The organism is Paracoccus shanxieyensis (assembly GCF_009711265.1).
In the GTDB taxonomy this organism is placed as follows: Bacteria; Pseudomonadota; Alphaproteobacteria; order Rhodobacterales; family Rhodobacteraceae; genus Paracoccus; species Paracoccus shanxieyensis.
In genome coordinates this window covers 1-14,809 of record NZ_WMII01000007.1, presented here as the reverse complement: position 1 = coordinate 14,809, position 14,809 = coordinate 1, and the positions used below count along the sequence as shown (strand labels likewise).

General features: G+C 65.4%; 14 protein-coding genes and 1 tRNA gene. 6 read left to right on the top strand and 9 right to left on the bottom strand.

Annotated elements, in window-relative coordinates:
- Nucleotides 1-23 precede the first annotated feature (23 nt).
- Nucleotides 24-497: a molybdopterin-dependent oxidoreductase gene (locus GL284_RS08640; RefSeq protein ID WP_155044209.1), complete on the top strand. Its 474-nt coding sequence runs from the start codon at nt 24-26 to the stop codon at nt 495-497.
- Here the strand turns inward: GL284_RS08640 and moaA are convergent.
- A complete protein-coding gene (moaA, locus tag GL284_RS08635; RefSeq protein ID WP_155044208.1) occupies nt 494-1,513 on the bottom strand; it encodes a GTP 3',8-cyclase MoaA in 1,020 nt (339 codons plus the stop codon). The two genes, GL284_RS08640 and moaA, sit on opposite strands and share 4 nt — an antisense overlap.
- Before the next feature lie 140 nt (nt 1,514-1,653).
- On the opposite strand from moaA, the gene GL284_RS08630 reads away from it, so the two are divergent.
- A complete protein-coding gene (locus GL284_RS08630) occupies nt 1,654-2,199 on the top strand; it encodes a hypothetical protein (protein ID WP_155044207.1) in 546 nt (181 codons plus the stop codon).
- Here the strand turns inward: GL284_RS08630 and GL284_RS08625 are convergent.
- Complete coding sequence (locus GL284_RS08625; protein ID WP_155044206.1) at nt 2,187-2,888, bottom strand: DNA alkylation repair protein; 702 nt, start codon at nt 2,886-2,888, stop codon at nt 2,187-2,189. The two genes, GL284_RS08630 and GL284_RS08625, sit on opposite strands and share 13 nt — an antisense overlap.
- Nucleotides 2,889-2,995: 107 nt before the next feature.
- Between GL284_RS08625 and GL284_RS08620 the strand changes: the two genes are divergently transcribed.
- On the top strand, nt 2,996-3,466 hold the full coding sequence (locus GL284_RS08620) for a pyridoxamine 5'-phosphate oxidase family protein (protein WP_155044205.1): 471 nt from the start codon (nt 2,996-2,998) through the stop codon (nt 3,464-3,466).
- Here GL284_RS08620 and GL284_RS08615 read toward each other — a convergent pair.
- From GL284_RS08615 to GL284_RS08590, 6 genes are all read right to left on the bottom strand, one after another.
- Nucleotides 3,463-4,752 carry a PQQ-dependent sugar dehydrogenase gene (locus tag GL284_RS08615; protein ID WP_155044204.1) on the bottom strand — a complete coding sequence of 430 codons (1,290 nt, stop codon included), beginning with the start codon at nt 4,750-4,752 and terminating at the stop codon, nt 3,463-3,465. The two genes, GL284_RS08620 and GL284_RS08615, sit on opposite strands and share 4 nt — an antisense overlap.
- A gap of 389 nt (nt 4,753-5,141) precedes the next feature.
- Complete coding sequence (locus tag GL284_RS08610; RefSeq protein WP_155044203.1) at nt 5,142-5,768, bottom strand: SCO family protein; 627 nt, start codon at nt 5,766-5,768, stop codon at nt 5,142-5,144.
- Nucleotides 5,755-6,726 (bottom strand): copper chaperone PCu(A)C domain-containing protein, encoded by a 972-nt coding sequence (locus tag GL284_RS08605; protein WP_155044202.1) that lies wholly within the window; start codon nt 6,724-6,726, stop codon nt 5,755-5,757. The genes GL284_RS08610 and GL284_RS08605 overlap by 14 nt, the downstream gene beginning before the upstream one ends.
- 60 nt (nt 6,727-6,786) lie before the next feature.
- The gene (locus tag GL284_RS08600) at nt 6,787-7,215 is read right to left on the bottom strand and encodes a hypothetical protein (protein ID WP_230383007.1); all 429 of its coding nucleotides are present in this window, start codon (nt 7,213-7,215) and stop codon (nt 6,787-6,789) included.
- Nucleotides 7,216-7,472: 257 nt separating this feature from the next.
- On the bottom strand, nt 7,473-8,273 hold the full coding sequence (locus GL284_RS08595) for a sugar phosphate isomerase/epimerase family protein (RefSeq protein ID WP_155044201.1): 801 nt from the start codon (nt 8,271-8,273) through the stop codon (nt 7,473-7,475).
- A 9-nt stretch (nt 8,274-8,282) separates the two neighbouring features.
- Nucleotides 8,283-10,016 carry an FAD-dependent oxidoreductase gene (locus tag GL284_RS08590; protein WP_230383008.1) on the bottom strand — a complete coding sequence of 578 codons (1,734 nt, stop codon included), beginning with the start codon at nt 10,014-10,016 and terminating at the stop codon, nt 8,283-8,285.
- Nucleotides 10,017-10,152: 136 nt separating this feature from the next.
- On the opposite strand from GL284_RS08590, the gene GL284_RS08585 reads away from it, so the two are divergent.
- Nucleotides 10,153-12,033, top strand: coding sequence for a bifunctional sugar phosphate isomerase/epimerase/4-hydroxyphenylpyruvate dioxygenase family protein (locus GL284_RS08585; protein ID WP_155044199.1), 1,881 nt, complete (start codon nt 10,153-10,155; stop codon nt 12,031-12,033).
- A 7-nt stretch (nt 12,034-12,040) separates the two neighbouring features.
- Here the strand turns inward: GL284_RS08585 and GL284_RS08580 are convergent, their stop codons facing one another.
- Complete coding sequence (locus GL284_RS08580; protein WP_155044198.1) at nt 12,041-12,448, bottom strand: metallopeptidase family protein; 408 nt, start codon at nt 12,446-12,448, stop codon at nt 12,041-12,043.
- 76 nt (nt 12,449-12,524) lie between these two features.
- Between GL284_RS08580 and gltX the strand changes: the two genes are divergently transcribed.
- A complete protein-coding gene (gltX, locus tag GL284_RS08575; RefSeq protein ID WP_155044197.1) occupies nt 12,525-13,850 on the top strand; it encodes a glutamate--tRNA ligase in 1,326 nt (441 codons plus the stop codon).
- A gap of 361 nt (nt 13,851-14,211) precedes the next feature.
- Nucleotides 14,212-14,288: transfer RNA gene (locus GL284_RS08570), tRNA-Met, on the top strand.
- The last annotated feature ends 521 nt before the right edge of the window (nt 14,289-14,809 follow it).

Sequence of the window (14,809 nt, the reverse complement as noted above, 5' to 3'; positions counted from 1 at the left end):
GCGCGACATGTTAGCAATTCGATATGTTCAACGCAGCGCAACGAATCCCCGCATTGCTTTTGGCCGGTCTGCTGGCTCTGCCCGCCATCGCGGCGGAAACCGCGCAACTGACCCTGCCTGACCGCGCGGCGGAAACGCTGGATGCCGAAAGCCTTGCGCAATTGCCGCAAACGCAGGTCGCCTCGGCCTATCGCAGTTCCAAGGGGATCGAGACCGGGATCTATACCGGCGTCTTGCTGTGGGATCTGTTATCGGCCAGGGGGCTGGTCGATGACCCCAAATCCGCGCTGCGCCATACGCTGCTGGTCCGCGCGGGCGATGGCCATGCGGTCGCGTTTTCGGTTGGCGAGATCGCGCCCGATTTCGGCGCGCGTCCCATTCTGCTGGCCTATCAGATGAATGGCGCGCCCATTCCGGATGGTCTGCGCATCGTCGCGCCCGGCGATATGCGCGGCGCGCGCCACATCAAGGATATCGTGGCGATGGAGTATCGCTAGCCGCCGGTATGGCTCATGAAGCGCGGCATCTGGCCCGAGACATGCCCCCCGTCCGCGCGGCGCGAATAATCGAAGTCATGGCCCTTGGGCTTGCGGGTGATCGCCTCGCGGATGGCATCGCGCAGGATGCCGTCATCATCGCTGGCGCGCAGCGGCGCGCGCAGATCGGCGCGGTCCTCTTGCCCCAGACACATGAACAGCTCACCCGTGCAGGTCAGCCGGACGCGGTTGCAGCTTTCGCAGAAATTATGCGTCAGCGGTGTGATGAAGCCGATCTTCTGCCCGGTGTCATTCACCCGGACATAGCGCGCAGGCCCGCCCGTCCGTTCGGCCAGAGGCGTCAGCGTGAACCGTTCCTGTAACCTGCCGCGCAGATCCGACAGCGCCGAATACTGGTCCAGCCGCTGTTCTTCGCCCATGTCGCCCATGGGCATCACCTCGATGAAGGTCAGATCGTGGCCTTCGCCCGCGCACCAATCCAGCAGCGAAAACAGCTCATCCTCGTTGAAGCCCTTCAGCGCGACGGTGTTGATCTTGACGCGCAGACCGGCGGCCTTGGCGGCGGCAATGCCCTCCAGCACCTGCGGCAGCCGCCCCCAGCGGGTGATCTGCGCGAAACGGTCCGGATCCAGCGTATCCAGCGAGACATTGACCCGCTTCACGCCGCAATCGGCCAGTTCCTGCGCGAACCGCGCAAGCTGGCTGCCATTGGTCGTCAGGGTCAGCTCATCCAGCCCCTGCCCCAGATGCCGCGACATGGCGCGGAAGAATTCCATGATATTGCGCCGCACCAGCGGCTCGCCCCCGGTCACACGCAGCTTGCGCACGCCCAGACCGACAAAGGCCGAACACAGCCGGTCCAGTTCCTCAAGCGTCAGCAGATCGCGTTTGGGCAGGAACTGCATGTGCTCTGCCATGCAATAGGTGCAGCGGAAATCGCAGCGATCCGTCACCGACACCCGCAGATAGCTGATCGGGCGGTGAAAGGGATCGACAAGAGGGGCCAGCGCGTCCATCCCCCGAATGTAGGCCCCCGCCCCCATCGGCACAAGCCAGCCGAATGGTTAATAGTCTGGCAACCAGAATCGGTGGTTGCGGTGGACATTGCCGCGCACTCGCCCTTAGCCTGTGGGCAGAAAGCCGAAGGGGGCATGTCATGACGAAACCGTTTCGCCTGCTGGGGCTGCTGGCCGTGCTGGCCATCGCCGCCTGCAGCCAGACCGGCAGCAAGGACAGCGCCAGCGGGTCCGCGCCGGTCATGCCGACGATGACCGACCCGGCCACCGGCCAGCCGGTGATCGCGGGTCCGGTGCTGACCGGAACCGCGCCGCGCACGCCGGGCAAGTCGGTCTCGGCCTCGACGATCGGGGTGTCGGCGGCGCAGAGCGTGGCCAATCTGGACACGACCAGCAGCGCCGAGCGGGCCCAAGCGGCCGCGCCCGTGGCGGGCGGTCAGCGGCTGGGCACGACCGTCGCCTCGCTGGGGGATCCGTCGCAGGCGGGGTTCTGGATGAAGACGCCGCTGGTCAGTTCGGAAATCGCGGGCCGCGTCGTCAACCCGGCCACCGGGAAATCCGCCAATCTGCGGCTGATCCCGCTGGGCGGTCCGGCCAGCGGCGGCAGCCAAGTCTCACTGCCCGCCTTGCAGTTGCTGGGTGTCAGCCTGACCGACCTGCCCACGCTTGAGGTTTATTCCGGCTGAGCCTTGCCATCGTCCGGCAGCCAGCGCGCCGCCTCGCGTCGGGCAGCCGGACGAAGTTGCGCGCCGTCGGCGGCCAGCCAGTCGCGGACACGCTGCGGATCGTGCTTCGACAGATCGCGCAGCCAGACGCCGATGGTCTTCTGGATGTCATTCTGGCGGTCGCCCGCCAGCCGCGACAGCCAGCCCAAGATCTGGTCGCGCTGCGCCAGATCGGCGGGTTTCGGGTTGCGGATGCGGGTCCATGGCAAGGTGCCGGTCAGCGCGGCGCGGCGCACCCAAGGATCGGGATGGTCCAGCCAGCCCTCGACCTCGGCCAGCCGCGACGGATCGGCGACCAGCCGCTTTTCGCCCGCCTTCATGACGTGATCGGCAATCGCCGCACCGTCGAATTGCGCCACCCATCCGGCAATCAGCCGCCACGCCGCGTCATCGGGCCGGATCCGCGCCTGCGTCAGCAGCTTTGCGGCGGCAATGCGTCCCTCATGCACGTCGCTGTCCCACAGCCGGGCCGCAAGATCCAGCCGCGCGGGCAGATCCAGCCCCTCGCGCCAAGTCCGCGCCAGATCGTCGATGACCGGGACGGCGACGCCCAGATATTCGCGCGCCACCTTGTGATACTCTGCCGCCTGCGCGGCCTTGTCCGGATCGGCCAGCGCGCGCAATTGCGCCAGTTCGGGAAAATCTGTCATGCCGCGCTCCTTCGCTTTGCCCGCTTCAAGCCGGGACGATGACAAATGTCAAATGCCGGAACCCCGACCGCCCGGCGACGTTGGCCCCGACACAGCGGAGAATGAAGATGAGCGATCAAGACACTTTCTGGAAACGCCTTGACGGTATCAATGCCGGGATGCTGGGCAGCGTCGAGCATCTGAACTTCGTGCCCATGTCGCATTATGCCGATCCCGATCAGGGCGCGCTGTGGTTCATCACCGCCGAAGGCACCGATCTGGAAAAGCAGGCCGCCGCCGGCGCCTTCGATGCCATGCACATCGTCGGCGACGCCTCGGGCGGCCTCTGGGCCCGGATCGAGGGGCAGATCGAACTGTCGCAAGACCGCGCCAAGCTGGACGAGCTGTGGAGCGCCGTCGCCTCGGCCTGGTTCGAGGACGGCGAGCAGGATCCCGATATCCGCCTGCTGAAATTCACCCTGACCGGGGCCGAGGTCTGGTCGACCACCGGCGGGCTGGGCTTCCTGTATCAGATCGCCAAGGCCAATCTGACCAGCAGCAAGCCCGATATCGGCGAACATTACCGCCTCAGCTTCTAAGCCGCCGAGACGCGCCAGATCACGTCGCCCACATCGTCGGCCATCAGGAGCGACCGGCCATCCGGCCCGATCGCCACGCCGACCGGCCGCCCGCGCGAGAATTTCTCGTCCTCGGACAGAAAGCCCGTCAGGATATCGCGCGGCGGCCCCGACGGGCGGCCATTGGCGAAGGGCACGAAGATCAGCTTGTAGCCGCTAAGAACCGAGCGGTTCCACGACCCGTGCTGCCCGATCACCATGCCGTCGCCAAAGCCCGGCAAGGTGCCTTGCGGCATCCAGCACAGCCCCAGCGACGCGGTATGGCCGCCCAACGCGTAATCGGGCCGCACCGCCTGCGACACCAGCAGCGCATCCTGCGGAACCCGGTCATCGACCGTTTGGCCCCAATAGCAATAGGGCCAGCCATAGAACGCGCCATCCCGGACCGAGGTCAGATAATCGGGCGGCGTTTCATCGCCCAGACCGTCGCGTTCATTGACCACCGTCCACAGCGCGCCGGTCTGCGGCTCCCATGCCAGCCCGACCGGATTGCGCAGACCCGAGGCGAAGATCCGCGCCCTGCCCTGTTCCAGATCCAGTTCCCAGATCGCGGCCCGGCCCTGTTCGACCTCCATGCCCTGATCGCCGATATTTGACAGCGACCCCACGCCCGCATAAAGCCGCGTGCCATCGGGTGACACCAGCAGGCTGCGCGTCCAATGCCCGCCCGGCTTGAACTCCACCAGCCGCTGACCCGGCCCCTCCAGCCGCGTGGCGCCCTGAGTATAGGGAAAGGCCACGATGCCATCCGTATTGCCCAGATAGAAAACGCCATTCGCCAGCGCCATGCCGAAGGGCTGGTTCTGGTTTTCGACAAAGACCTCGCGCTGTTCGGCCACGCCATCGCCGTCGCGGTCACGCCACAGCGTCACGCGGTTGGCACTGTGGCCGGTCGCCTTGGCGCGGCGCATGGTCGCCACCATGGCGTGATCCATCAGATCGCGGGGCTTGCGTTCCTGTTGCAGCGCCTCGGCCACCAGCACATCGCCATTGGGCAGAACCTCGATCCAGCGCGGATGCTGCAATTCGGTCGCGAAGGCATTGACCTTCAGACCCGGTGCGGCCACGGGCTTTTCGCCCGCAGCCCAACCCCGAGCCGTCGGCATCTTCAGCGTCATGATGCCCTGTTCGCGGGCTTCCGGAATGCTGGGCGAATCGCCCACCGCCTGCGCCGCGGGCAGATGCCGTTTGCGCAGCGCGACCATGACCGCCCCCACCGCCTGCACTGCCTTTGCCATGTAATCCATTTGCTGCCCCCCTGCTGGTTGCGCAAAGGCTAGCCATGCAGGCCGCGGGGTCAAGCGCCGGGGATTGCTGAGATTTCTTTTATCCGCCCGCCGGCCGGCGAAATCCCTGACAATTATAGTAAACCATTTGATTTTTCTGAATTTTATCTTGACTTCCCGTGCCAGCGCGCCTAATTACACTCTAACGGAAATGCAAGCGAGCCATAGCGCCAGCCAGCCTCCGTCCTTCCTGACACCGCACCGATGCCGCCCCGGCAGCTTGGGAATTCCCAGCCACCAAGGCACGGCATTCAGCGCCAGGCGGACCGCCACCCAGCCCCTGCGGGCAAGGTCGCCATCATTGCCCAGCCATGACGGAAAACGCCGCCCCTTGGGGCGGCGTTTCTGTGTCAGCTTGCGGCCATCAGCCGGTCCAGACTGTCCCGCGCGCGGGCGGGGTCTTCCTGATAATTGATCAGGCCGAAGTAATTGCCCTGCGCATCGAACAGCAGCACCATGGCCGAATGGTCCATGGTGTAGTCGCCGCCCTCGGTCGGGACTTTCCTGGCATAGATGCGGAAGGCGCGGGTGGCCTTGGCGATCTCCTCCTCGGAGCCGGTGACGCCGGTGACGCCCGGAACCCATGACACATAGTCGCGCAGAATATCGGCGGTGTCGCGCTGCGGATCGACGGTAATCAGGAAGGCGCGCAGTTTTTCCTGCTTTTCGGCCAGATCCTCTTGCCAGCCCGCGATATCGCCCAAGGTGGTCGGGCAGACATCCGGGCAATGGGTAAAGCCGAAGAACACGGCACTGGGCTGACCCTTCAACGTTTCCTGCGTGAAGGCCGAGCCGTCGGTGGCGACCAGTTGGTAATCCCCGCGCCCCAGCGCGTCGATGCCCGATTCAGACAGGGTTTGCAGCCGGGGCGAGATCAGAAAGAACCACGCCACGCCGACCAGCGCGATGGCCACCAGCGACCACAGCAGCCAGCGGATCAGGCTCAGCGGATTGCGTTTGGGGTCAGTGGTTGGCATGTGCGTCTCCGTCCTGATCGCCGCGGGCGTTGATCGGGCCGACCGGCAGCGTCATGTCCACATCGCCCGCCTGTTCAAAATGCAGGGTCAGCGGCACGGTTTCGCCTTCGACCAGCGGCTGCGTCAGGCCCATCAGCATCAGATGATACCCGCCGGGCTTCAATTCGACCACCTGCCCGGCAGGCAGCGGCAGACCATCAGGCAGCGCGCGCATCTTCATGACATCGCCGTCCATGCTCATCTCATGAATCTCGGCCCGCGCGGCCACCGGCGTCGACACCGAGACAAGCCGATCATCGCTGCTGCCGTCGTTTTTCAGCACCATGAAGCCGCCCGCGATCTTGGCGCCGGGGGGCGTCGCGCGGGTGAACTGGCCCGAGATGCCGATCTGGCCCAGCGTGACCGCGCCCGGCATGGCATGGCCGCCGTGATGGTGGCCCGGCCCGGCTACGGCCTCGGTGATCTGCAGACTGGGCGCGGGGTTTGACACGTCATCGGCCCCAGTCACGTCGATCCATGATTCCCTTGCACCGTCGCATTCCTGCACGGTCGGGAAATACAGCGTGCTGCCGGCCACCAGCTCCGGGCCGACCGTGCCGCGCAGCGTGAATTCATCATACCATTCATCGGGCAGATCGCCGCCCGACCAGACGATCTCGCGCACGCCCGAGGTCATCTGTTCACCGTGATTGTCGAATGGCCGCGCATAATCGCCGGTGATGGTCTGCAATTCCCAACCGGGTTTCGGCATGGGCTTTGCGTTGTAAAATCCGTCGGGGATCTGCACGCGCACGGCCTTGGTGGCCTTGTCACCGCAGCCATGCCCGATGCGCAGAACGGCCTTATAGGTCGAGCCAGCCGCCGCCTCGGGCAGTTCCAGCGTCACATGCGCCAGCGCGGGCAGCGTCATGGTCAGAGTCGCGCCCAGCACGGCGCCAAAAAACAACTTGGATGTCATGATCGGTCCATCGTCCGAAAGGATCGTTGCGGCAGACAGCTCTGCCCGGAAGCGGTCGGTTCAGGCGATGGCCGGAGGGCCGCGCGCCACAGGCACGGGCTGCGGCAACAGCCGCGCGCCCGCCTGCCGCGAGGGCGCAAGGTCCAGCGCGATCTGCGACAGATGCGGCAGCGGCATCGCGGCAAGCGTCCCGCCCAGCAGCGGCTGGCCATGCGGCGCCCAGGCACATGTCGCGTGGCGGTCGGCGGGCTGGTGCTTTTCCAGTTCGGAAACCGGGGTCAGCGTGCCATCGGCGGCAACCGCCATTTCCACCGGCATGTCGTCGCCGCACAGCACGACCATCATGCGGCCTTGCGCATCGGCGGCCAGCATCGTGTCGGGCTGGATCAGCGAAAACACCACAAAGGGCAAAAGCAGCAACGCCGTCAGAAGGCGCGCCGCAACGCCCCTTTCACCGCCGTTTCGGGCTGATCGCCGCCATGCTGCCATGCAACTCCTCCGCGTTCGGGTTGCTGCCAGAAAATGCGATGTCTGGAAAGGCCCCATATTGTCGCAGCAGGGCCGAGTTGGCGGCGGGGGCACTGCAACCGCCGCCAGACGCTCTGCTGCTTATCGCGCCCAACATATGCAGGAGCGACGGGCGCGATGAGCTTCAGCGCGCCAAGCGGCGGTGCTTAGTCCCGTTCAATTCCCAAGCGCAATGCCGGATGATAGCACGTTCCGCAGCGTCAATTTGTATGTTTTGCTCAAAGCTGCGTGAGGAATTGCCGCGTCGCTGCGATGACATGGGCTGCCACCGCCTCTTCGCCCTCAGCCAAGGCCTTGGCCGTCATGGGAATTTCCAGCGTCACCGGCAGGTCGGGCGGCAGTTCGGCCATGATCGGGGCCAGCGGGATCTGCCCCGCGCCGGGCGGCAGACGCTCGACCCGGCCGGCATGGAAAAACTGCTCGGTCGTATAGGGCGGATGGACGGGCGCGTCGCACAGATGCAGGAAGGGCATCCGGGGCAGCGCGCGGCGCAGATCCTCAAGACTGCTGCCCGAGCGGTTGAAATGCAGCGTATCGACCAGAATACCCAGATCGGCCACGGGTTCGACCACGCGCAGCGCCGTCGCCAGATCCGGCACCGAGGTCCAGGGAAAGAACTCCAGCACCGCCTGCATGCCATGCGCGCGACATTCCTGCGCCATCAGCGCCAGATTGTCGGCAAGCCGCGACAGGTCGGGGTCATAGGGCGCGCAGATCACATGCGCTGCGCCCAGTTCCGCGCCCGCGCGCAGAAACGGGCGCAGCGCGTTCAAGTCGAATTCCGGCGTGATGCGCACGAATTCGATATCCTGCACCCGCAGCCCGGTTTCGGCCAGCGCCGCGCGGGTCTGAGCCATCATCTGCGGATCGTCCATCAGCGGATAGCCGGGGGTTTCCGGCGTCACGCGCAGCAGGCGCAGCCCGACGGCATCGTAACCCAGCCGCGCCGCCATGCGGATCATCTGCGGCGGCGCCGTCTCGACAACCGTCAGATGCGCCAGAGAAATCGCTCGGTTCATGTGCTTTCCTTACAGAAGTCCCGCCGCATCCAGCGCGGCGATATGGCCAAAGGTCAGTGCAGGGCCAAGGTTGATGCCGCCTGCGGGATAGTGCCCGCCCATGACGCTGGCCATGTCGCAGCCCGCCGCGTGCAGCCCCGCGATGGGCTGGCCCTGCCCGTCCAGCACGCGCGCGCGGCCGTCCGTCGCCAGCCCCGCGAAGGTGCCGAAGCTGCCGGGGATGACCTTCACGGCATAGAACGGGCCTTTTTCGATTGGCGCGACGCAGGGGTTCGGATGCTGGTCGGGATCGCCTTGCAGCCGCATATAGGCGGTCGTGCCGCGCCCGAAGGCCGGATCCTCGCCCCGCACCGCGTCGCGGTTCCAGTCGGCCAGCGTTCTGGCCAGCCCCTGTGGGTCGATGCCACAGGCCCGCGCCAGCGCCTCGGGCGTGTCGCCGGTCTGGATATAGCCGCGCCGGATCCAGCCGCCGACCGGGACGGGCGCAGGCCGCGAGATGCCCAGACCATAACGGCGCTGAAAGGCGCGGGTGCAGATCAGCCACGACTCGGGCGGCTGACCGGGCGGCACGCTGTTCAAGAGCGCCGCGACATAGTCGTGATAGCCCAGCCCTTCGTTGCAGAAGCGTCGGCCATCGCGCAGCACGCCGATGATGCCGGGCTTGCCGCGTTCGATGATATGCGGAAACGCGCCGACCCGGCCATCGGGCCAGCGCACCTCGGATACGGGGCACCATGCGCCGGGGCTGGCAAGGCTGCGGTCCTGCACCGCGCCGACGGCCTCGGCCAGCCGCAGACCGTCGCCGGTCGCCTGCGGCACGGCCAGCGTCGCATGCAGATCGGGCGCGGGAAACTGCGCGGCGCGTCGGGCGATGTCCTGCGGCCAGCCTCCGGTCGCCAGAACCACGCCTTTGGTGGCCTGCACGGCGATGTCGCCCCTGGCCGTTGCCAGCACCGCGCCACGGACCTGCCCATCGGATTGCAGCAACCGCGTGGCAGGCGCTTCGGTGATGAACTCGACACCGGCCTTGCGGGCGGCCAGCATCAGCCGGGCGACCAGCGCATTGCCGTTGCGCAACTGCATGCCGCGCCCGTGCCGCAGCAGATCCCACAGATGCCGGGTAAACCGGCGCGTGACATGCACGAAAGCCGGGACCGAGCGTGTCATCGTCATGAAGGCGCGCAGATCCGGGCCGGACTGAATCGTCATGCCCATGAAGCTGGTTTCCGGCAGCGGCTTGCGCAGCAGCCGGATATCTTCCCCCAAGGCAAGCCCGTCGAACGGGGCCGCGATGACCGAGCGTCCCCCCATCCCCGCGCCGGGTTGCGTGCTGTAAGTGTCGGGAATATGCAGCCCGCCCTGAAATTCCAGCCCCTCCGCCTCAAGAAAGGCGATGGTGCGCGGCGCGTGATCCAGAAAGGCATCGACCTTGCCGGGGTCGAAATTATTGCCCAGCACGGCCTGAAGATAGGCGCGCGGCCCCTCGGGCGGCTCATCGACGCCGCTGCGCTGGACGACCGGGTTGCGCGGTGCCCAGATCCAGCCGCCCGACCACGCGCTGGTTCCGCCCAGAACGCTGTCTTTTTCAGCAAGGATCACCCGCAGACCATGCCGCGCCGCCGTCAGCGCCGCCGACAATCCCGCAGCGCCCGATCCCAGCACCAAAAGATCACAGTCCCGCGTCGCCATCGGGGGGGCAGACGTTTCCGGCGTTTCGGGTCTGGGATCAGGGGTGGAAGACATGGCTGCATCCATTATTGGAACATCATTCCACTATGGAATAACAATTCGCTTGTCCAGTTGTTTCGCACTGCGGCCTTCCCTCGCCCCTCGATATGTGCTGATGATCGAACCGCACGGCCCGCAAGGAAATACACGCATGAAGACTTCGATCGCCACGGTTTCGCTTTCCGGAACATTGCCCGAAAAACTGGCCGCCATCGCCGCCGCAGGCTTCGACGGGATCGAGATCTTCGAGCAGGATTTCATCGCCTCGGATTTCAGCCCCGCCGAGGTCGGACGTATGGTCCGCGACCACGGGCTTGAGATCACGCTGTTCCAGCCCTTCCGCGATTTCGAGGGCCTGCCAGAGCCGCATCGCGCGCGCGCCTTCGGCCGCGCCGCCCGCAAGTTCGAGCTGATGAACCAGCTTGGCACGGATCTGGTGCTGTTCTGTTCCTCGCTGCATCCGGCTGCCATGGGCGGCATCGACCGCATGGCGGCGGATTTCAACGAACTGGGCGATCTGGCTGCGCAATACGGCGTCCGTGTCGGCTTCGAGGCGCTGTGCTGGGGCCGCTTTATCAACGATCACCGCGACGCATGGGAGGTGGTGCGCCGCGCCGATCACCCCAATATCGGCCTGATCCTGGACAGTTTCCACACGCTGGGCGGCAAGGTGGACCCGGACTCGATCCGCTCGATCCCCGGCGACCGCATCTTCTTCGTGCAACTGGCCGATGCCCCCGCGGTCGACATGGACCTGCTGTATTGGTCGCGCCATTTCCGCAATATGCCCGGCGAGGGCGATCTGGACGTGCCCCGCTTCATGCGCGCCGTGCTGGCAACCGGCTATGATGGCTGGCTGAGCCTTGAGATCTTCAACGATCAGTTCCGCTCGGGCTTGCCGCGTCTGGTGGCGCTGGACGGCCATCGCAGCCTGATCGGATTGCAGGACCATGCGCGGCGGGCCGAGCCTGCGCTGTCCGTGGACCTGCCCGAGTTCCCCGCCCCCGCGCCCGTGGATCAGGTCGAATTCATCGAATTCGCCACCTCGGAGGACGAGGCGCCGGGCCTGAACGCCCTGCTGACCGCCACCGGCTTCACGGCGACCGGCAAGCATGTGTCGAAATCGGTGACGCGATGGCGTCAGGGCGATGTGAACCTGCTGGTGAATACGGATGCGCGCGGCTTCGGGCGCACCGCCTATATGGCGCATGGCACGACGGTTTCGGAAATCGGCCTGAACGTGCCGGATGCGAAAGCCAGCTTCGACCGCGCCACGGCGCTTCTGGCGCAACCCCATGGCGAAGGCATCGGCGCGGGCGAATTGCAGATCCCCGGCATCCGCGGCATCAGCGGCAGCGTCATCCGCTTTCTGGACGAAAAGCCCGATCTTGCCCGCATCTGGGACGTGGACTTTCAGCCCGAAGGCCCGGCCCCGGTCGGCGCGGGCATCACCGGCATCGACCACCTTGCCCAGACCATGCCCTATGACGAGATGCTGAGCGCCTCGCTGTTTTACACCGAGATCTTCGACGCCCGCAAATCGCCCATGGTGGATGTGATCGACCCCGACGGGCTGGTGCGGTCGCAGGCCATCGAATCCGGCCGGATGCGCGTGACGCTGAACGGGGCCGAGGCGCGCCGCACGCTGGCCGGGCGCTTCATCGAGGACAGCCTTGGCTCATCCGTGCAGCATATCGCCTTTGCCACCGCCGATATCTTCGCCACCGCCAAGGCGCTGGCGGATCTGGGCTTTCCGGTTCTGCGCATCGGCGCGAACTATTATGACGACGTGGCCGCGCGCTTTGGCCTTGATGCGGGCCTGACCGACCGGCTGCGCCAGTTCAACGTCATGTATGACGAGGATGCGGGCGGGCAGTTCTTCCAGCTGTATTCCGTCCCCAGCGAGGACGGCTTCTTCTTTGAAATCGTCCAGCGGCAGGGCAATTATCGCGGCTATGGCGCGCCGAATGCGCCCTTCCGCATTGCCGCGCAAAAGCGCACCTCGCGTCCTGCCGGAATGCCGCGCGCCTGACGTGCGGCTATTCCCACCAGCGGTCGATGGCGGCGATATCGTCGTCCGACCACCCGAAATGATGGGCGAATTCGTGGACGACGACATGGGCGACCAGCGCAAACAGCGTGACATCGCCCCGCGCCGCCCATTCGTCCAGAATGGCGCGGCGAAACAGCCAGACGGTATCGGGGAAATGCTGCGGCTCGCTGGGTGATTTTTCCGTCATCGGCACGCCGTCATAAAGCCCGGTCAGCTCCAGCGGATCGTCGGTCTCCAGCTCATCCAGAAACTCCTCCGAGGCGAAATCCTCGACGCGCAGCACGACCTGCGCGGCGGGACCGGCGAATTCCGGCGGCAGACCGGCGATCGCTTCGCGGGCCATCTCTTCGATCAGCGCAAGATCGGGGGCTTCGGCAGTCTTCCAGTCAATCATCCGCTTACCTCTCTTTGTCCCCCGATATGGACAAAAACCGCCGTTTGTGAAAGAGCGAAGCGGACAGGAGAACGTCATGACAACCACCCGTTTCGCCCCATCTCCCACCGGCCACATCCATGTTGGCAACCTCCGCACCGCGCTGATGAACTATCTGATCGCGCGCAAGGCGGGCGGCACCTTCATCCTGCGGCTTGACGATACCGACCGTGAACGGTCGAAGCAGGAATATGCCGATGGCATCCAGCGCGATCTGGAATGGCTGGGGCTGGAATGGAACCGGATCGAACGCCAGTCCGACCGCCTTGACCGCTATGCCGAGGCCGCCGAGGGCCTGCGCGACGGCAAACGCCTGTATGAGGTGTTCGAGACGCCGACCGAACTGGACCTGAAGCGCAAGAAACAGCTGAACATGGGCAGGCCGCCGGTCTATGACCGCGCCGGGCTGAACCTGTCGGCCGAGGATATCGCCAAGCTGCGCGCCGAAGGCCGCGACGGCTATTGGCGCTTCCTGCTGGATCAGGAACGCATCGAATGGACCGACGGCATCCTTGGCGACATCTCGATTGACGCGGCCAGCGTGTCGGATCCGGTGCTGATCCGCGCCGATGGTCAGGTGCTTTATACCTTCGCCTCGTCGGTGGACGATGCGGATATGGGCGTCACGCATATCGTGCGCGGCGCCGATCACGTCACCAATACCGCGACCCAGATCCAGATCATCCGCGCCTTGGGGGCCACGCCGCCGTCCTTTGCGCATCACAGCCTGCTGACCGGCCCGCAGGGCGAAGAGCTTTCCAAGCGTCTTGGCGTGCTGGCGATCAAGGATCTGCGCGAAAACGGCGTCGCGCCGCAGGCGCTGCTGTCGCTGATGGCGCGCTTGGGCTCGTCGCAGCCGGTCGAGTTGCGGATGTCGCTGGACGACCTAGCTGCCGGGTTCGACCTGTCGCAATTCGGCGCCTCGCCCACCAAATTCGATGCCGAGGATCTGTGGCCGCTGACGCGCGAGGCGAACCAGTCCAAGCCCTTCGCCGAGGTCGCCGACCGCATCGCAGCCCTTGGTGTGCCTGCCGATATGGCGGAACGCTTCTGGCGCGTGGCGTCGCAGAACATCACCAGACTGGATGATCTGGGCGCATGGTGGGACATTTTCTCGAAAGGGGCCGATCCGCAGATCGACGCCGAGGATGCCGATTTCGTGGCGCAGGCCATGACCATGCTGCCGCCCCCGCCCTATACCGACGCGACATGGGGCGAATTCACCGCTGCCGTGAAACAGGCGACCGGCCGCAAGGGCAAGGGGCTGTTCATGCCGCTGCGCAAGGCGCTGACGGGGCAGGCCCATGGCCCGGACATGTCAGACGTAATGCCGCTTTTGCAGGTCGTGCGCGCCCGCAGCTAAGACGACGGGCGGCGGGTCACGGGCTGACCCCGCCGCCTGCCTTTCGCGCAGAGCCCTGACCCGGCGATGCCATGTCCGGCAATGCCATGTCCGGCAGCGCAGCCGGATCGCTGCGACCGCGCGGCAACCCATCCCCGAACCTTGCCAAACCGCCGGAAACCCGCCCAACGCGATTTGCGGGCCAAGGCCGAACGGTTGTGAAGCCCGTCATCCCAGCGCCCGGTGCAGTCGTTCCGAACGGTCCTGCAACGCCTGTTTTCATGAAAAATCCACGACCGTTTCCCCGGCGCAGAATTCCGGAAAATAGTGCGGAATGGTCCTTGACGCCCCCCGCTCCTCGCCGTAATTACCCCGCACCCGTGGCGGAGTAGCTCAGCTGGTTAGAGCAGAGGAATCATAATCCTTGTGTCGGGGGTTCAAATCCCTCCTCCGCTACCATTTTCCTTCATTATGACTTTATGATGAAGGAAAATTTCGGATGTCTGCGGGGATACCTGCTTCCCCCTTTCGTTTGACACGATTGGCCGCATGGCATTGCGATATTCTCATCAAAAATACCGGCTGATATTTTAGGACGCTTTTGCCGTCTTCTGGAAATCATTTTCCGCATCGCCGCTGATTTTGAACACTTCAGGCGGAGTTGCCGGGTAGCTCAGCCTTCCAATCGTGGCCCCACCACCCTGACCGGCAATTCCTGATCCGGAAGTCGACCGCGCTTGTGGGCGCGGACCCGTACAACCTTGCCATTCGCATAGCGCCTTTCGTGCTCGCTAACCCAGTGCTGCATCGGGGTCGCGCGGCCGAAAGCCCCGGTAATCCTCCCCGTTTTAACGGGGTTTGGCCGTAGACTTCAGGCAGCCATTTTCAGTTTCTGTGCGGGTGTTATGCCGCCGATGCCCATGTTGGGTCGCTCGTTGTTGTAAGTCCATAGCCAGTCGGTTGCGATGCTCTGTGCCTCC